The 17,598-nt window shown below is 71.6% G+C and carries 12 protein-coding genes and 1 tRNA gene; 10 read left to right on the forward strand and 3 right to left on the reverse strand.

What is annotated here, in order from left to right:
• The first annotated feature begins 2 nt into the window (after positions 1 to 2).
• The 8 genes from trpC to J3P30_RS12775 all read left to right on the forward strand — a co-directional run bounded on the left by trpC (position 3) and on the right by J3P30_RS12775 (position 12,441).
• The gene (gene trpC, locus J3P30_RS12740) at positions 3 to 779 is read left to right on the forward strand and encodes an indole-3-glycerol phosphate synthase TrpC (RefSeq protein WP_210481385.1); all 777 of its coding nucleotides are present in this window, start codon (positions 3 to 5) and stop codon (positions 777 to 779) included.
• Positions 776 to 2,014, forward strand: coding sequence for a tryptophan synthase subunit beta (gene trpB / locus J3P30_RS12745; protein ID WP_210481386.1), 1,239 nt, complete (start codon positions 776 to 778; stop codon positions 2,012 to 2,014). The genes trpC and trpB overlap by 4 nt, the downstream gene beginning before the upstream one ends.
• The gene (trpA, locus tag J3P30_RS12750; RefSeq protein ID WP_210481387.1) at positions 2,011 to 2,808 is read left to right on the forward strand and encodes a tryptophan synthase subunit alpha; all 798 of its coding nucleotides are present in this window, start codon (positions 2,011 to 2,013) and stop codon (positions 2,806 to 2,808) included. The genes trpB and trpA overlap by 4 nt, the downstream gene beginning before the upstream one ends.
• Before the next feature lie 170 nt (positions 2,809 to 2,978).
• Positions 2,979 to 3,974 carry a prolipoprotein diacylglyceryl transferase gene (gene lgt / locus J3P30_RS12755; protein ID WP_210482001.1) on the forward strand — a complete coding sequence of 332 codons (996 nt, stop codon included), beginning with the start codon at positions 2,979 to 2,981 and terminating at the stop codon, positions 3,972 to 3,974.
• Between the two features lie 182 nt (positions 3,975 to 4,156).
• Positions 4,157 to 8,749, forward strand: coding sequence for a glutamate synthase large subunit (gene gltB, locus J3P30_RS12760; RefSeq protein ID WP_210481388.1), 4,593 nt, complete (start codon positions 4,157 to 4,159; stop codon positions 8,747 to 8,749).
• The gene (locus J3P30_RS12765) at positions 8,742 to 10,199 is read left to right on the forward strand and encodes a glutamate synthase subunit beta (protein WP_210481389.1); all 1,458 of its coding nucleotides are present in this window, start codon (positions 8,742 to 8,744) and stop codon (positions 10,197 to 10,199) included. The genes gltB and J3P30_RS12765 overlap by 8 nt, the downstream gene beginning before the upstream one ends.
• Positions 10,200 to 10,229: 30 nt before the next feature.
• The gene (gene pyk, locus J3P30_RS12770; RefSeq protein WP_210481390.1) at positions 10,230 to 11,669 is read left to right on the forward strand and encodes a pyruvate kinase; all 1,440 of its coding nucleotides are present in this window, start codon (positions 10,230 to 10,232) and stop codon (positions 11,667 to 11,669) included.
• A 13-nt stretch (positions 11,670 to 11,682) separates the two neighbouring features.
• Positions 11,683 to 12,441: an alpha/beta fold hydrolase gene (locus J3P30_RS12775; RefSeq protein ID WP_210481391.1), complete on the forward strand. Its 759-nt coding sequence runs from the start codon at positions 11,683 to 11,685 to the stop codon at positions 12,439 to 12,441.
• A 105-nt stretch (positions 12,442 to 12,546) separates the two neighbouring features.
• Here the strand turns inward: J3P30_RS12775 and J3P30_RS12780 are convergent.
• A tRNA-Leu gene (locus J3P30_RS12780) sits at positions 12,547 to 12,629 on the reverse strand.
• A 51-nt stretch (positions 12,630 to 12,680) separates the two neighbouring features.
• On the opposite strand from J3P30_RS12780, the gene J3P30_RS12785 reads away from it, so the two are divergent.
• Complete coding sequence (locus J3P30_RS12785; protein WP_210481392.1) at positions 12,681 to 13,289, forward strand: ANTAR domain-containing response regulator; 609 nt, start codon at positions 12,681 to 12,683, stop codon at positions 13,287 to 13,289.
• Positions 13,290 to 13,326: 37 nt separating this feature from the next.
• Here the strand turns inward: J3P30_RS12785 and J3P30_RS12790 are convergent, their stop codons facing one another.
• Together J3P30_RS12790 and J3P30_RS12795 are read right to left on the reverse strand one after the other, a co-directional pair.
• The gene (locus J3P30_RS12790) at positions 13,327 to 14,271 is read right to left on the reverse strand and encodes an endonuclease domain-containing protein (RefSeq protein WP_210481393.1); all 945 of its coding nucleotides are present in this window, start codon (positions 14,269 to 14,271) and stop codon (positions 13,327 to 13,329) included.
• A gap of 163 nt (positions 14,272 to 14,434) precedes the next feature.
• Entirely contained in the window at positions 14,435 to 14,860 is a 426-nt protein-coding gene (locus tag J3P30_RS12795) for a PaaI family thioesterase (RefSeq protein WP_210481394.1), read from the reverse strand.
• Between the two features lie 52 nt (positions 14,861 to 14,912).
• Here J3P30_RS12795 and polA point away from each other — a divergent pair, with 52 nt between their 5' ends.
• Positions 14,913 to 17,597: a DNA polymerase I gene (polA, locus tag J3P30_RS12800; RefSeq protein ID WP_210481395.1), complete on the forward strand. Its 2,685-nt coding sequence runs from the start codon at positions 14,913 to 14,915 to the stop codon at positions 17,595 to 17,597.
• Position 17,598: the final 1 nt, after the last annotated feature.

The following is a 17,598-nucleotide window of genomic DNA, read 5'->3' on the forward strand; positions in this document are numbered from 1 at the left end:
CGGTGTCCCTCCTCACCGACCTGGTCGAGGGAGCGCGGGCGGACGCCGAGGCGCGGCGCTCCTCCGTCTCCTACGCCGAGCTGGAGAAGCTCGCCGCCGACGCCCCGCCTGCTCTGGACGCGCTCGAGTTCCTGCGTCCCACCGAGCGGGTGAAGATCCTCGCCGAGGTCAAGCGCGCGAGCCCCTCGCGCGGCCGTCTCGCCGACATCCCCGACCCCGCAGCCCTCGCCGTCTCGTACGAGACCGGAGGCGCGAGCGCGATCAGCGTCCTCACGGAGCAGCGGCGCTTCCAGGGCTCGCTCGACGACCTCCGCGACGTGCGGGCGGCCGTGTCGCTGCCCGTGCTGCGCAAGGACTTCCTCGTCGACGAGTACCAGGTGCTCGAGGCGCGCGCGGCGGGCGCCGACCTCGTGCTGCTCATCGTCTCGGCCCTCGAGCAGCCGGCGCTCGCCCGGCTGCACTCGTTCGCGACCTCGCTCGGCATGACCGCGCTGGTCGAGACCCACGACGCCGACGAGGTGGAGCGCGCGCTCGACGTCGGCGCCGGCCTCATCGGCGTCAACGCCCGCGACCTCGCCACGTTCGAGCTCGACCAGGACCTGTTCGGCCGGCTCGCCGACCGCATCCCGAGCTCGGTCATCCGCGTGGCGGAGTCCGCCGTCAAGACCGCGGCCGACGTCGCCCACTACCGCCGTGCCGGCGCGGATGTGGTCCTCGTCGGCGAAGCCCTCGTCACGGGCGACCCCGTGGCCACCCTCCAGGAGTTCCTCGCCGCATGACCGATGACCTCGCCGGGCGCCTCGCTCACCTCGAGCCGCTCCCCGGCCCCTATTTCGGAGAGTTCGGCGGACGCTACTCGCCCGAGCCGCTCGTCGCCGCGCTCGACGAGCTGACGGAGGCGTGGGAGGCGGCCAAGGTCGACCCCGCCTTCAAGCTCGAGCTGGAGGAGCTGCACCGCAGCTACACCGGCCGGCCCTCGATCCTGACCGAGGTGAAGCGGTTCGCCGAGCACGCGGGCGGCGCCCGCATCCTGCTGAAGCGCGAGGACCTCAACCACACCGGCTCGCACAAGATCAACAACGTCCTCGGGCAGGCCCTGCTCACCCGGCGCATCGGCAAGACCCGGGTGATCGCGGAGACGGGCGCGGGCCAGCACGGCGTCGCCACGGCGACCGCCGCGGCCCTGTTCGGGCTCGACTGCGTCATCTACATGGGCGAGGTCGACACCGAGCGGCAGGCCCTCAACGTCGCGCGCATGAGGCTCCTCGGCGCCGAGGTCGTCGCCGTCAAGGCGGGGTCGCGGACGCTGAAGGACGCGATCAACGAGGCGATGCGGGACTGGGTCACGAACGTCGCCACGACGAACTACCTCTTCGGCACGGTCGCCGGTCCGCATCCGTTCCCCGCCATGGTCCGGGACCTGCAGCGCATCATCGGCGACGAGGCCCGCGAGCAGGTGCTCGCCCTCACCGGTCGGCTCCCGGACGCCGTCGCGGCCTGTGTGGGCGGCGGCAGCAACGCGATGGGCATCTTCACGGCGTTCCTCGACGACCGCGAGGTCGGCCTCTACGGCTTCGAGGCTGCGGGCGAGGGCGTCGACACGCCGCGGCACGCGGCCACGATCACGAAGGGCCGCCCCGGCGTCCTGCACGGCGCCCGCAGCTACCTGCTCCAGGACGAGGACGGCCAGACGCTCGAGTCGCACTCCATCTCGGCGGGCCTCGACTACCCGGGCGTCGGACCCGAGCACGCGTGGCTGTCCGACATCGGCCGGGCGCAGTACCGGCCGGTGACCGATGCGGCCGCGATGTCCGCGCTGCGCCTGCTGAGCAGGACCGAGGGCATCATCCCGGCCATCGAGTCCTCGCACGCCCTCGCCGGCGCTCTCGACCTCGGCCGTGAGCTCGGGCCGGAGTCCGTCATCCTCGTCAACCTCAGCGGCCGCGGGGACAAGGACATGACGACGGCCGCGCATTACTTCGACCTCCTCGACCGCGGCGCGGAGCAGGTGTGAGCGCCGCGGAGACGGCGACCGGGTCGGCCGCCGCCATCGCCGAGCGCCGCAGGGCCGGCACGGGCGCGCTCATCGGCTACCTTCCGGTCGGGTTCCCCGACCTGCCCACGAGCGTGGACGCGGCGGTCGCCCTCGTCGAGAACGGCGTGGACGTGCTCGAGCTCGGCCTGCCGTATTCCGATCCCGTCATGGACGGCCCGGTCATCCAGGCCGCCACGCAGCAGGCGCTCGCGAACGGGTTCCGGCTGCGGCACGCCTTCGAGGCGGTCGCCGCGGTGCGGGAGCGCGTCGACGCCCCCATCCTGCTGATGACCTACTGGAACCCGGTCCTGCAGTACGGCGTCGACCGGTTCGCCGACGACCTGAAGGCGTCCGGCGGCGCGGGCCTCATCACGCCCGACCTCATCCCCGACGAGGCGGGACTCTGGCTCGACGCCTCGAAGCGGACCGGACTCGACCGCGTCTTCCTGGCCGCGCCGTCATCCAGTGACGAGCGCCTCACGCGGGCCGTCGAGCTGAGCCGCGGCTTCGTGTACGCGGTGTCGACGATGGGCATCACCGGCGCGCGCTCCGACGTCGACCGCGCCGCTCGCGGCCTCGTGGAGCGGCTGCGGGAGGCGGGCGCGGAGAACGCCTGCGTGGGCCTCGGCATCTCGACCGCGGACCAGGTCCGCGAGGTGCTCGAGTACGCCGACGGCGCCATCGTGGGCTCGGCGCTCGTGAGCGCTCTCGCCGAGGGCGGCGTGAGCGCGGCGGCCGCGACGGCGGCGCGCCTCGCCTCCGGCACCAGCTGACGCCCCGTCCTCCCGTCCTTTCTCCCGTCGAGATGCCACCTGGTGCTGTCATCGCGCGCCTTTGAGCGCACCAGGTGGCATCTCGAGCGCGCTGCGGACCGCGAAGAACCGGTGACGCGGGGGCGCGGGTGGCGCCGCAGGACGGGGTCGCCGCTGTAGTAGCCTGAGCCATCGTGACGCCCCGCAGCATCCCGAGTCCGCCCCCGGAGTGGGCAGTGTTCGACGTCTGGATCTTCCAGATCCACACGTACGCGATCTGCATCCTCCTCGGCATCGTCGTCGCGATCCTGCTCACGTCGCGCCGCCTCACCAAGCGCGGCGCCGAGCCCGGCGTCGTCATCGACGTGGCGCTCTGGGCGGTGCCGCTCGGCATCATCGCCGCACGGCTCTGGCACGTGTTCACGCACCCCGGCGACTACTTCGGCGGCGACCGGACCATCGGCGACACGCTGTGGGGCATCATCCAGATCTGGGAGGGCGGCAACGCGATCTTCGGCTCCCTCGTGGGCGGCGCGGTCGGCGTCTGGATCGGGTGCCGGCTGACGGGGCTCCGCTTCTGGAGCTTCGCGGACGCCCTCGCCCCGGGCCTCCTCCTCGCCCAGGCCATCGGCCGCCTCGGCAACTGGTTCAACCACGAGCTGTTCGGCCAGCCGACCGACCTGCCGTGGGGCCTCGAGATCGAGTCCACGAACCCCGCGTTCCCCGCCGGTCTCGCGCCGGGGACGCTCTTCCACCCCACGTTCCTCTACGAGATGCTCTGGAACATCTTCGGCGCCGTGCTCCTGCTGCTCATCGAGCGCGAGTGGCGCCTGCAATGGGGCAAGCTCTTCGCCCTCTACCTCGTCTGGTACGGCCTCGGCCGGATCTGGTTCGAGTCGATCCGCGTCGACCCGAGCGAGGTGATCCTCGGCCTGCGCATCAACGTGTGGGGCGCGATCCTCGCGGTCGTGCTCGGCCTCGTGATCTTCCTCGTGCAGCGCCGGCGCCACACCGGCATCGAGCCGAGCCCGTACGTGCCCGGCCGTGAATGGGGCCGCGACGAGGACCAGGTAGAGTCGGTGTACACCGCCGAGGACTTCGAGCAGGACCGCGAGGATGTCGCGGCCGTGCCGGCGGGAGCCTCGGCCACAAGCGCGGGCTCCGCGGGGAACAGCGCCCGGCGCTAGCCGATCCGGCCTCACCTCGTCGAGATCCTGCCGCGAGCGGGGGAACCGTCAGCAAGGACGGGTCTTCCGTGCTGCACAATGGAATGCTGAGCACGGCACTGCTGAGGCTGCAGCGCTCCCGTCCCCTTCCCTGGGCCGCCGACGTCCCGCTCCTGCATCTTCCCCCTTCCTAAGGAGGTTCGATGACTTCCGCACAGCACGAGGTCGTCTCGCCCTATCGCGGCTTCTCCGCCGTCCCGGACGCCCAGGGCATGTACGACCCTCGGGACGAGCGCGACTCCTGCGGCCTCGCCATGGTCGCGACCATGCGCGGCGTGCCGGGCCACGACATCATCGCGGCCGCCCTCGGCGCCCTCCGCAACCTCGAGCACCGCGGTGCCGTGGGCTCGGACGCCGGCACCGGCGACGGCGCGGGCATCCTGACCCAGATCCCCGACGCGTTCTTCCGGGCGGTCGTGCCCTTCGAGCTGCCCGAGGCGGGTCAGTACGCGGTCGGCCTCGGCTTCCTGCCGACCGGCCAGGCCGAGCGCGAGCAGCTCAAGGAGTCCATCGCCCGCATCGCCGAGGAGGAGAACCTCGTCGTCCTCGGCTGGCGCGAGGTCCCGCACCGGCCCGAGGTCATCGGCAACCTCGCTCGCGGGGCGATGCCCGCGTTCGAGCAGCTCTTCGTCGCGAGCCGCCGCCACGACCGGGACGGCGTCCCGTTCTCGGGCATCATGCTCGACCGCCAGACCTTCCGCCTCCGGAAGCGGGCCGAGCGCGAGCTGAGCGCGTTCTTCTGCTCCCTGTCGAGCCGCACCCTCGTCTACAAGGGCATGGTCACGACGCTGCAGCTCGAGCCCTTCTACCCGGACCTCTCGGACGAGCGGTTCGCGTCGACGCTCGCGCTCGTGCACTCGCGCTACTCGACGAACACCTTCCCTTCCTGGCCGCTCGCGCAGCCGTTCCGGATGATCGCGCACAACGGCGAGATCAACACCATCCAGGGCAACCGGAACTGGATGCGCGCCCGCCAGTCGCAGCTCGAGAGCGAGCTCGTCGGCGACGTCCGCCCGCTGCTGCCGATCGTCACGCCGGGCGCCAGCGACTCCGCCTCCTTCGACGAGGTCGTGGAGCTCCTCAGCCTGACCGGCCGGTCCCTGCCGCACGCCGTCATGATGATGGTGCCCGAGGCCTGGGAGAACAACCCGGCCATGGACCCCGCACGCCGGGCGTTCTACGAGTACCACTCGTTCCTCATGGAGCCGTGGGACGGCCCCGCCGCGATCACCTTCACCGACGGATCCCTCGTCGGCGCGACGCTCGACCGGAACGGCCTCCGCCCCGGCCGGTGGGTGGTGACCGACGACGGCCTCGTCGTCGCCGCGAGCGAGATCGGCGTCATCGACATCGACCCGAAGCACATCGTGCGCAAGGGCCGCCTGCGCCCGGGCCGCATGTTCCTCGTGGACACGGTCGCGGGCCGGATCATCGAGGACGACGAGATCAAGGCCGAGCTCGCCGCAGCGGAGCCGTGGGGGGAGTGGCTCGAGCAGGGCCGCATCCACCTGCAGGACCTCCCCGAGCGCGAGCACGTCGTCCACACGCCGGCGTCCGTCACCCGGCGCCAGCGCACCTTCGGCTACACCGAGGAGGAGGTGCACATCCTCGTCGAGCCGATGGCGCGCGCGGGAGCGGAGCCCCTCGGAGCCATGGGATCGGACACCCCGATCGCCGTGCTCTCGAACCGGCCGCGCCTGCTGTTCGACTACTTCACCCAGCAGTTCGCCCAGGTCACGAACCCGCCCCTGGACTCGATCCGCGAGGAGGTCGTCACCTCGCTCGGCACCGCCCTCGGTCCCGAGGGCAACCTGCTGACCTCGGTCCCCGAGCACGCCCGCCGGGTCGTGCTGTCGTTCCCCGTGATCGACAACGACGAGCTCGCCAAGATCCAGCACATCGACCTGTCGCCCGGCAGCGCGACCACCACCGTCATCCGTGGCCTGTACCGGGTCGACGACGGGCCGCAGGCGCTCGAGCGGCGCCTCGCCGCGATGTGCCAGGAGGTCGACGAGGCGATCGAGCGCGGGGCGGAGTTCATCGTGCTCTCCGACCGCGACTCGACGGCGGACCTCGCCCCGGTCCCGTCGCTGCTCATGACCTCGGCGGTGCACCACCACCTGATCCGCCGCCAGAACCGCATGAAGGTCGGGCTCATCGTCGAGGCGGGCGACGTCCGCGAGGTGCACCACGTCGCCCTGCTCATCGGCTACGGCGCGGCGGCGGTGAACCCCTACCTCGCCATGGAGACCGCCGAGCAGCTCGTGCGGACCGGCCGCCTCAACGGGATGACCCCGGAGAAGGCCGTCCGGAACCTGATCAAGGCGCTCGGCAAGGGCGTGCTCAAGATCATGTCGAAGATGGGCATCTCGACGGTCGCGTCCTACAGCGGCGCCCAGGCCTTCGAGGCCGTCGGCCTGTCCACCGAGCTCGTCGAGCAGTACTTCACGGGCACCACGACCAAGCTCGGCGGCGTCGGGATCGACGTCCTCGCGCAGGAGAACGCGGCGCGGCACCGGGCGGCGTACCCCGACGACCCGGCCTCGATGGCGCACGAGAAGCTGTGGGTCGGCGGCGAGTACGCGTGGCGCCGCGGCGGCCCGCCCCACCTGTTCAACCCGGACACGGTCTTCCGGCTCCAGCACTCGACCCGCAACCGCCGGTACGACATCTTCCGCGACTACACGCGGCTCGTCGATGAGCAGGCGGAGGAGCTTCGCAGCCTCCGCGGCCTCTTCCGGCTGAAGACCGGGATGCGTCCCGAGATCCCGCTCGACGAGGTCGAGCCGATCGAGTCGATCGTCCGCCGCTTCAACACCGGCGCGATGAGCTACGGCTCGATCAGCAAGGAGGCGCACGAGACCCTCGCGATCGCCATGAACCGCCTCGGCGGGCGCAGCAACACGGGCGAGGGCGGCGAGGACGTCGAGCGCCTCCTCGACCCGGAGCGACGCAGCGCGATCAAGCAGGTCGCGTCCGGCCGCTTCGGCGTCACGAGCATGTACCTCACGCACGCCACGGACATCCAGATCAAGCTCGCGCAGGGCGCCAAGCCCGGCGAGGGCGGTCAGCTGCCCGGCCAGAAGGTGTACCCGTGGGTCGCCCGCACGCGGCACGCGACGGCGGGGGTCGGCCTCATCTCGCCGCCCCCGCACCACGACATCTACTCGATCGAGGACCTCAAGCAGCTCATCTTCGACCTGAAGCGCGCGAACACCGATGCGCGCATCCACGTCAAGCTCGTGAGCGAGAACGGCATCGGCGCGGTCGCGGCCGGCGTGGCGAAGGCGAAGGCCGACGTCATCCTCGTTTCCGGCCACGACGGCGGGACGGGCGCGAGCCCGCTCAACTCGCTCAAGCACGCGGGCACGCCGTGGGAGCTCGGCCTCGCGGAGACCCAGCAGACCCTCATGCTCAACGGGCTGCGGGAGCGCGTCGTCGTCCAGGTCGACGGCCAGATGAAGACCGGGCGCGACGTGATCATCGCGGCGCTGCTCGGCGCGGAGGAGTACGGCTTCGCCACCGCCCCGCTCGTCGTGGAGGGATGCATCCTGATGCGGGTGTGCCACCTCGACACGTGCCCGGTCGGCGTCGCCACCCAGAACCCGGAGCTGCGCGCGCGGTTCACCGGCAAGCCCGAGTTCGTCGTCAACTTCTTCGAGTTCCTCGCTCAGGAGGTGCGCGAGCACCTCGCGAAGCTGGGCTTCCGGAGCCTCGACGAGCTCATCGGGCACACCGAGCTGCTGGACGTCGACCGCGCCATCGCGCACTGGAAGGCGGACGGGCTGGACCTGACGCCCATCCTCCGCGGCCCTGCGTTCAGCGAGGACGAGCCGCGCGTCGGCCGCGTCCAGCAGGACCACGAGCTCGACGAGCACTTCGACAACCAGCTGATCCGGCTCGCGGCGGACGTCCTGGACCACGGCGGATCGGTCAAGCTCGACCTGCCCATCCGGAACACGGAGCGCGCGGTCGGCACGATGCTCGGCCACGAGGTGACCAAGCGCCATGGCGAGAACGGCCTGCCCGACGGGTCGATCGACATCACGCTGCGCGGCTCCGCGGGACAGTCCCTCGGCGCGTTCCTGCCCGGCGGGATCACGCTCCGGCTCATCGGGGACAGCAACGACTACGTCGCGAAGGGGCTCTCCGGGGGCTCCGTGATCCTGCGCCCGCCGGCCGACGCCGGGTACGTCGCCGAGGAGAACGTCATCGCCGGCAACGTGATCGGCTACGGCGCGACCCAGGGGACGCTGTTCCTCCGCGGGATCGTGGGGGAGCGGTTCCTGGTCCGCAACTCGGGGGCGACCGCCGTCGTCGAGGGTGTGGGCGACCACGCGCTCGAGTACATGACCGGCGGCCTCGCCGTGATCCTCGGCGCGACCGGACGCAACCTCGGAGCGGGCATGTCCGGCGGCACCGCCTACGTCCACGACCTCCGTCAGGAGGACGTCAACACGGCCGCGCTCGCCTCGGGCGAGCTCGTGCTCGAGCCGCTCGGCAGCGCCGACCAGGAGATCCTCCGCGACCTCCTCGAGCGCCACCTCGCCGAGACGGACTCCGCCGTGGCCGCGCGCCTGCTCGAGGACTTCGAGCAGGCCGCGGAGCGATTCACCAAGGTGCTGCCGCGGGACTACGCCGCGGTCATCGCCACCCGCCAGAGCGCCGTGGAGGAGGGGCTCGACCCCGACGGCGACGTGGTGTGGACGAGGATTCTGGAGGTGACCGGTGGCTGACCCCCGGGGATTTCTGAAGACGCGGCAGCGGGAGCTGCCGCCCCGCCGGCCGGTGCCGATCCGGCTCATGGACTGGAAAGAGGTCTACGAGCAGCACGACCCGACCGTGATCCGGCGGCAGGCCGGGCGCTGCATGGACTGCGGCATCCCGTTCTGCCACCAGGGCTGCCCGCTCGGCAACCTCATCCCGGAGTGGAACGACCTCATGTGGCGCGGCGAGAACCGCGCCGCGGTCGACCGGCTGCACGCGACCAACAACTTCCCGGAGTTCACCGGCAAGCTGTGCCCGGCCCCGTGCGAGGCGTCCTGCGTGCTGGGGATCAACCAGCCGCCGGTGACCATCAAGCAGGTCGAGGCGGCCATTGCCGAGGACGCCCTGACGAACGGGTGGCTCGAGCCGCACCCGCCGCAGCGCCTCACCGGCAAGACCGTCGCCGTGGTCGGCTCCGGGCCCGCCGGCCTCGCGGCCGCGCAGCAGCTCACGCGCGCCGGTCACACGGTCGCCGTGTACGAGCGCGACGACCGCATCGGCGGCCTCCTGCGCTACGGCATCCCCGAGTTCAAGATGGAGAAGCGGATCCTCGAGACCCGCCTGAACCAGATGCAGGCCGAGGGCACCCGCTTCCGCGCCGGCGTCGAGATCGGCCGGGACATCTCCTGGGCGGACCTCCGCGCCCGCTACGACGCGGTGATCGTCGCGACCGGCGCTCCGGTGCCGCGCGACCTGCCGATCCCGGGTCGCGACTTCGAGGGCGTGCACTTCGCGATGGAGTACCTCGTGCAGGCGAACCGCGCGGTCGCCGGCGACCAGGTGCCCGGCCAGATCAGCGCCGAGGGCAAGCACGTCGTCATCCTCGGCGGCGGCGACACCGGAGCCGACTGCCTCGGCACGGCGCACCGGCAGGGCGCGGCGTCGGTCACGACGCTCGCGATCGGCAAGCAGCCGCCGTCGGAGCGCCAGGCGAACCAGCCGTGGCCGATGTACCCGACCCTGTTCGAGATGCAGAGCGCCCACGAGGAGGGCGGCGAGCGGATGTACCTCGCCTCGACCGTCGAGTTCCTCGCCGACGACGAGGGGAACGTCCGGGCGCTGCGCGTCGCGGAGACGGAGTACCTCGACGGCCGGCGGGTGCCGAAGGCCGGCACGGAGCGCGAGATCCCGGCGGATCTCGTCCTGCTCGCGCTCGGCTTCACCGGCCCCGAGCAGCACGACCTCCGCGAGCAGCTCGCGATGCCCTTCGACGCCCGCGGTAACGTGGAGCGCGGTGGCGACTACCAGACCAGCACTCCGGGCGTCTTCGTGGCGGGGGACGCGGGCCGGGGTCAGTCGCTCATCGTGTGGGCCATCGCGGAGGGCCGCGCGGCAGCTGCCGCCGTCGACGCCTACCTCGAGGGGGAGACGGATCTCCCGTTCCCCGTGCGTCCCACCGACCGCGCTCTCGCGGTCTGACCAGTACAAGCCAGAAGGAATCATCCACGCATGAGACGTGCCAAGATCGTCGCGACGCTCGGTCCCGCGACCTCCTCGTACGAGCAGATCCGGGCGATCGTCGATGCCGGCGTCGACGTGGCGCGGCTGAACCTGAGCCACGGGGACTACTCCGTGCACGAGGGGGTCTACGCCAACGTCCGCAAGGCGGCCGAGGACAGCGGCCGCGCCGTCGGCGTCCTCGTCGACCTGCAGGGGCCGAAGATCCGGCTCGGCCGGTTCGCCGACGGGCCCTACGACCTCGCCGAGGGCGACACGTTCAAGATCACGACCGACGACATCATCGGCAACAAGGACATCGTCGGCACGACCTTCAAGGGCCTGCCGGGCGACGTCCAGCCGGGTGACGCGCTCCTCATCGACGACGGCAAGGTGCGCGTCCGCGTCACGGACACCGACGGCACGACCGTGACGACCCAGGTCGTCGTGGCCGGCGCGGTGTCGAACAACAAGGGCATCAACCTGCCGGGCGTCGCGGTCAACGTCCCCGCGCTCTCCGAGAAGGACGAGGCGGACCTCCGCTGGGCGCTCCGCATCGGGGCGGACATGATCGCCCTCTCCTTCGTGCGCAGCGCGGACGACGTCAAGCGCGTGCACGAGATCATGCAGGAGGAGGGGCGCCGGATCCCCGTCATCGCGAAGATCGAGAAGCCCCAGGCCGTCGACGCCCTCGAAGAGATCATCGACGCGTTCGACGCGCTGATGGTGGCCCGCGGCGACCTCGGCGTCGAGCTGCCCCTCGAGGCGGTGCCGATCGTGCAGAAGCACGCGATCGAGCTCGCGCGCCGCATGGCGAAGCCCGTCATCGTGGCGACGCAGATGCTCGAGTCCATGATCCACAGCCCGGTGCCGACCCGCGCCGAGACCTCCGACGTCGCGAACGCCGTCCTCGACGGGGCCGACGCGGTGATGCTCTCGGGCGAGACCAGCGTGGGGGAGTACCCGGTCGTCACGGTGCAGACCATGGCGCGCATCGTGGCCTCCACGGAGGACCACGGGCTCGACCGCATTCCGCCGCTCGGCACCAAGCCGCGCACCCAGGGCGGCGCGATGACCCTCGCGGCCGCCGAGGTGGCCGACTTCGTGGGCGCCAAGTTCCTGTGCGTGTTCACCGAGTCGGGCGACTCGGCACGCCGCATGGCGCGCCTGCGGTCGCCGATCCCGATGAAGGCGTTCACGCCCGAGCCGGGGATCCGGGACCGGATGTCGCTCATCTGGGGCATCGAGTCGTTCGTGGTCGACCGCGTGAAGCACACCGACCAGATGTTCCACCAGGTCGAGGACGTCCTCCTGCGCGAGGGCCTCGTCGAGATGGGGGACAAGGTCGTGGTGATCTCCGGATCCCCTCCCGGCATCCCGGGCTCCACGAACGACGTGCGGGTGCACCGCATCGGCGACGTGGTCGCCGGCGCCGCCCCGGTCTGGGCCTAGCAGCGGCGCGGTCGTGCCCGTCCTGACGGCGACCCCGCTCGCCGGGAACGACCGCGCCGATCCGCTGATCGTCCTGCCCAGTCTGGGCGGGAGCCACGAGGACTGGCGCGCCGCAGCTCAGCGGCTCGGCGCCCGGTGGCGGGTGTTCGCCGTCGACCTCCCGGGCCACGGCGCTTCGCCCGTCGCGACGGAGCCCTTCACGGTCGTCGACCTCGCGCAGGCGGTGCTCGACATCGTGGACCTGCTCGACGTCGACGACTTCGGCGTGGTGGGCACGTCCTTCGGCGGCGCGGTCGCTCAGGAGCTCGCCCTGGCGGAGCCGGAGGGTCTCGTGTTCACGGGGGTCGTCTGCTCCGCCCCGCGGATGGGCGACCCCGAGTCCTGGCGGGAGAGGGCCGCGACCGTCCGCCGCAACGGCACGGGGACGCTCGTCAGCACGCTCGTCGAGCGGTGGTTCTCGCCCGGGTTCGCGACGGCGCACCCGACGGTGGTCGGGCGGGTGCTCGCGGGCGTCGCCGCGACCGACGACGAGAGCTACGCCCTCTGCTGCGAGGCGCTCGGCGCCTGGGATGCGACGGAGCGGATCGGCGGCCTTCGAGTGCCGGTGGTCGCGGTCCGCGGCGAGCACGATCCCGTCGCGACCCCGGAGGCGATGCGCCCGCTGCTCGCGGCGAAGGGCGTCGTCGAGCGGATCATCCCCGGCGTCCGGCACCAGGCGGCGGTCGAGGCGCCGGACCTCGTCGCGCGGGCGCTCCTGGCCCCGCGGGCCTAGCCGCTTCACGATGGGGTCGCCGCCGTGGAAAGGTCCTCGCCGCGGCAGGCGGTCGCTCTGCGCCGCGTGCGTCCCGCCCGCCCGCCGCGTGCGGGTCCGGGACCGTGCCGGTGGTGAGACTCGAACTCACACGCCCTTGCGGGCGGAGCATTTTGAGTGCCCTGCGTCTGCCATTCCGCCACACCGGCCGTGCCCGCCCCCGCGGGACCGGCGCGCCCACCCTACAGTAGGCTCTCCCTGTGGCAGATCAGGCTGAAGCTCCGGCGGCACCGCGACGCGTCGTCGTCGCCGAGGACGAGTCGCTGATCCGGCTCGACATCGTCGAGACCCTCCGCGACAACGGGTTCGAGGTCGTCGGTGAGGCCGGCGACGGCGAGACCGCCGTCGCTCTGGCGACCGAGCTGCGCCCGGACCTCGTGGTCATGGACGTCAAGATGCCGCAGCTCGACGGCATCTCGGCCGCCGAGCGCCTGTCGAAGAACCGGATCGCGCCCGTCGTGCTGCTGACGGCGTTCAGCCAGAAGGAGCTCGTCGAGCGGGCGAGCGAGGCGGGCGCCCTCGCGTACGTCGTCAAGCCGTTCACGCCGAACGACCTCCTCCCGGCCATCGAGATCGCGCTGAGCCGCTACCAGCAGATCGTCACGCTCGAGGCCGAGGTCGCCGACATGGTCGAGCGGTTCGAGACCCGGAAGCTCGTGGACCGCGCGAAGGGCCTGCTCAACGAGAAGATGGGCCTCACGGAGCCCGAGGCGTTCCGCTGGATCCAGAAGGCGTCGATGGACCGCCGCCTCACGATGCGCGACGTCGCCCAGGCGATCATCGAGCAGCTCTCCGCCCCGAAGAAGTAGCCCTCCAGGAACCTGTCGACTTGCCGAAAAGTCGGCCCTAGCCGCCCTTTGGACCCGACTTTCCGGCAAGTCGTCGTCCTCCTGACGCGATCCGTGCCGCCACCCGGCGGACCGTCTCGTCCCGCCGCGCCGTGAGGTCGTCCGCGGTGAGGCGGAGCACGGACCAGCCGGCGTCCTCGAGCCGCTCCCGTCGCACGATGTCGCTCCGGAAGGTCCGCGCATCCGTCCGGTGGTAGTCGCCCTCGTACTCGATGACGAGACGAGCCTGCGGGTAGACGAGATCGCACTCCGCGACGAAGCGCCCTCCCTCGTCGGTGATGCGGCGGTTGATCTCCGGATGGGGCAGTCCGGCGCGCACGAGCAGGAGCCGGAGGCGGGTCTCCGCGGGGGACCGCACGCCCCGACGGACCTCGGCGAAGGCGTCCCGCAGCCGGCCGATGCACGGCCGGTTGTCATCCGAGACAGCGGAATGCATCGCGGCGTAGTCGCCCTCCGCGTCGCTGACGCCGTGTCCCACCACCGCGTCGCCGACCTCGATCAGCTCGTCGACCGTGAGCAGGGTGGCGAGCTGGCACCAGGTCTCGACCGGACTCGCGACCGGCAGACCGTCGACCAGGCGCATCATGCCGGGACGGTCGATGAGCTGGTGACCCCGGGCGCCGGCGACGCGGACGGCCCGGCCGGGTGCGAGCACGGACACGTGCACGGTCCGGTCGTCGGCCAGCCGCAGCGGCAGCGGCAGCCCGTGCAGCCGAGCGCTCGTGGTGTGGCTGAAGAACTGACCGTCCCGGAGCCGAGGCAGGTAGGCCATGCACAGCTCGCGCACGCCCTCCGGATCCGCGGTCACCGAGCGGACGCCGTGGAAGGGCCGAGCCAGGTCCTTGCGGTAGAGCCGCCGCCGGGGAACGCCGGCTCGCCGGGCCTCGGCGACGCCGAAGGGGGCCGCGTCGAAGGGTGCAGGAAGAGGGTCAGAGTCGCGCATCCGCACACGGTGGACCGGAGAGCGACTCTTCGCCGCCGCTCTCCACAGCTCCGCGGCGACTTGCCGGAAAGTAGTTCTCGGCGCGCCTGATTCCCGTACTTTTCGGCAAGTCGGCCGGGCAGGCAGCGCGGCAGCCGGCCGAGCTCCGCGGCTGCCCGCGGGGTCAGCGGTCGCGGAGCATGTTCGTCATGCGGATGGTCGAGAGCCGGCGACCCTCCTCGTCCCGCACGACCGTCTGATGCGTCGTCAGGGTCCGCCCCAGCACGAGCGCCTCGCACGTCGCCGTCACCCAGCCCTCGCTGATCGAGCGCGAGTGGGTCGCGTTGATCTCGATGCCCACCGCATAGCGTCCGGGTCCGGCGTGCACGGCTGAGGAGATCGAGCCGAGCGACTCCCCGAGGACCACGTGCGCCCCGCCGTGCAGGATCCCGACGACCTGGGTGTTGCCCTCCACGGGCATGCGCGCGACGGAATACGACGCGGACACCTCGACGAACTCGATGCCCATCTTCCTCGCCAGGGCGCCGCCGCCCGAGGTGATCAGCCGCTCCACGAGCTCCGGATCGAGGTCCTCGGGGAACGTCGTCATCGGTCCTCCTGGCCGCTCCGGGCCTGTCGGTCGCCGCGGTTAGGCTGGCAGGGTGTCAGAGAGCGATCAGCCTACCCTCCTGTTGATCGACGGCCATTCGCTCGCATTCCGGGCCTTCTACGCCCTTCCCGTCGACAGCTTCACAGCCGCGAACGGTCAGCACACGAACGCGATCCACGGCTTCCTGTCGATGCTGCTCCTGCTGCTGCAGAACGAGAAGCCGACCCACCTCGGGGTCGCGTTCGACATTTCCCGCTCGTCCTTCCGCACCAGGGACTACCCCGAGTACAAGGGCACCCGCAGCGAGTCCCCGCCCGAGTTCAGCGGCCAGGTGCCGCTGCTGCAGGACGCGCTGAAGGCGATGAACATCCCCACGATGACGAAGGAGGACTTCGAGGCCGACGACGTCATCGCCTCCCTGGCCAAGCGCGGCATCGAGGAGGGCTACCGCGTCCTGCTCGTCTCCGGCGACCGCGACGCCATCCAGCTCGTCAACGACAGGGTGACGCTGCTCTACCCGTCCCGGCAGGGCGTCAGCGACCTCACCCGGTACGACGTCGAGAAGGTCCGCACCCGCTACGGGATCGAGCCGTGGCAGTACCCGGACATCGCCGCCCTCGTCGGCGAGACCAGCGACAACCTCCCCGGCATCGACAAGGTGGGGGAGAAGACCGCGGTGAAGTGGCTCAACCAGTACGGGAGCCTCGAGGCCATCCTCGCGAACGCCGACCAGATCAAGGGCGTCGTCGGCAACAACCTCCGCGAGCAGCGCGACCGCGCGGAGCGCAACCGGCGGCTCAACCGGCTCGTCGACGACCTCGAGCTGGAGGTCGGACCGGCGGACCTCGAGCGCAAGCCCGTTGACGTGAAGGCGCTCCGCGAGCTGCTCGGCGGCCTCCAGATGCGCAACATCCTCGAGCGGATCCTCAAGTACGAGGGCGAGCGCGGCTCCGCCTCCTCGGCCGCGACTCCGGAGGCCGTGATCAAGGAGGAGCCCAGCCTCGCCCCGCCCGCGCCGGCACCCGCGCTGCTCCGCGGCGCGGAGCTGGCCGCCTGGCTCGAGCGGCAGACGGCGGCGCATCCGGGCGGACTCGGGCTGGCGGTCGAGCTGGCCGGGGACCGGATCCTCGGCATCGGCGTCGCAGGGGAGACCGAGTCCCTCACGGTGCCCTGGGTGCCGGGCAGCGCCGACACGGCGCCGTTCGAGGAGTGGCTCGCGGGTCCGCACCGGAAGCTGATGCACGAGGCGAAGCCGCAGCTCAAGGCGCTCACCTCCGCGGGTCTGCCGCTCGGCGGTCTCGCCTTCGACAGCCAGATCGCGGCCTGGCTGCTCCGGCCGAGCGGAGTCGACAAGACCCTCGGCGACGTCGTGCTGCGCTACCTCAACGAGGAGCTGCCCCAGTCGGATCCGAACCAGCTCGTCCCCGAGGACGACGGCGCCGGCGTCGCCACCCAGGCCTGGTTCACGTTCCGGGCCGTGGACGCCCTCCGCGGCGTCCTCGACGAGCGGGACACACGGGTCCTCACCGAGATCGAGCTGCCCACCCTCCGCGTGCTCGCGCGCATGGAGACCAACGGCGTCGCGGTCGACGCGCCGCTCCTCGCGTCGCTGTCGGGCGAGCTGGGCGAGCGGATCGAGAGCCTCGCCCAGGAGGCGTACGGCGTGGTCGGCCACGAGCTCAACCTCGGCTCGCCGAAGCAGCTCCAGCAGGTGCTCTTCGACGAGCTCGGCATGCCGAAGACCCGCAAGACGAAGTCGGGCTTCTCGACCGACGCGGACTCCCTCGCCGACCTCATGGAGACGCACCCGCATCCGTTCGTCGACCTGCTGCTCCAGCACCGCGACGCGAGCAAGCTGAGGCAGATCATTGAGACGCTCGAGCGGAGCATCGGCGGCGACGGGCGGATCCACACGACCTACGCGCTGACCGGCACCACGACCGGCCGGATCTCGTCCAACGACCCCAACCTGCAGAACATCCCGATCCGCGCCGAGGAGGGCCGGAAGATGCGCGCCGCCTTCGTGAAGGGCGACGGCTACGAGACGCTGCTGACCGCGGACTACTCGCAGATCGAGATGCGGATCATGGCGCACCTATCCCAGGACGCGGGGCTCATCGAGGCGTTCAACACGGGGGAGGACCTGCACCGGTTCGTCGGCGCACGGGTCTTCGGCGTGGACCCGGCGGACGTGACGCCCGCGATGCGGACGAAGGTCAAGGCCATGTCCTACGGCCTCGCCTACGGGCTCAGCGCCTTCGGGCTGTCCAAGCAGCTGCGCATCGACACGAGCGAGGCGCGGCAGCTCATGGGCGACTACTTCGCGCGGTTCGGAGCAGTGCGGGACTACCTCCGCAACGTCGTCGAGGAGGCGCGGGCCGACGGCTACACCGAGACGATCTTCGGCCGCCGGCGTCCCTTCCCGGACCTCAACAGCCCGAACCGCGTCCTCCGCGACAACGCCGAGCGGCAGGCGCTCAACGCGCCGATCCAGGGCTCCGCGGCGGACATCATGAAGCTCGCGATGATCGCGATCGACCGCGACATGCAGGAGCGGGAACTGCGGTCGCGCATGCTGCTCCAGGTCCACGACGAGCTCGTGTTCGAGGTCGCGGCGGGGGAGTGGGACGACGTCGAGGGCATCGTCCGGGACCGGATGGCGCACGCCGCCGAGCTCCGGGTGCCGCTCGACGTCCAGGTCGGCCGCGGCGACGACTGGGACGCCGCCGCCCACTGAG

Source organism: Naasia sp. SYSU D00948 (assembly GCF_017916515.1).
GTDB lineage: Bacteria > Actinomycetota > Actinomycetes > Actinomycetales > Microbacteriaceae > Naasia.

What these genes read in the sequence shown, in the direction of transcription:
- pyk (WP_210481390.1), top strand. Translation starts at nt 10,230, where the DNA reads ATGAGACGTGCCAAGATCGTCGCGACGCTCGGTCCCGCGACCTCCTCG.
- J3P30_RS12790 (WP_210481393.1), bottom strand. Translation starts at nt 14,271, where the DNA reads ATGCGCGACTCTGACCCTCTTCCTGCACCCTTCGACGCGGCCCCCTTC.
- trpB (WP_210481386.1), top strand. Translation starts at nt 776, where the DNA reads ATGACCGATGACCTCGCCGGGCGCCTCGCTCACCTCGAGCCGCTCCCC.
- J3P30_RS12795 (WP_210481394.1), bottom strand. Translation starts at nt 14,860, where the DNA reads ATGACGACGTTCCCCGAGGACCTCGATCCGGAGCTCGTGGAGCGGCTG.
- gltB (WP_210481388.1), top strand. Translation starts at nt 4,157, where the DNA reads ATGACTTCCGCACAGCACGAGGTCGTCTCGCCCTATCGCGGCTTCTCC.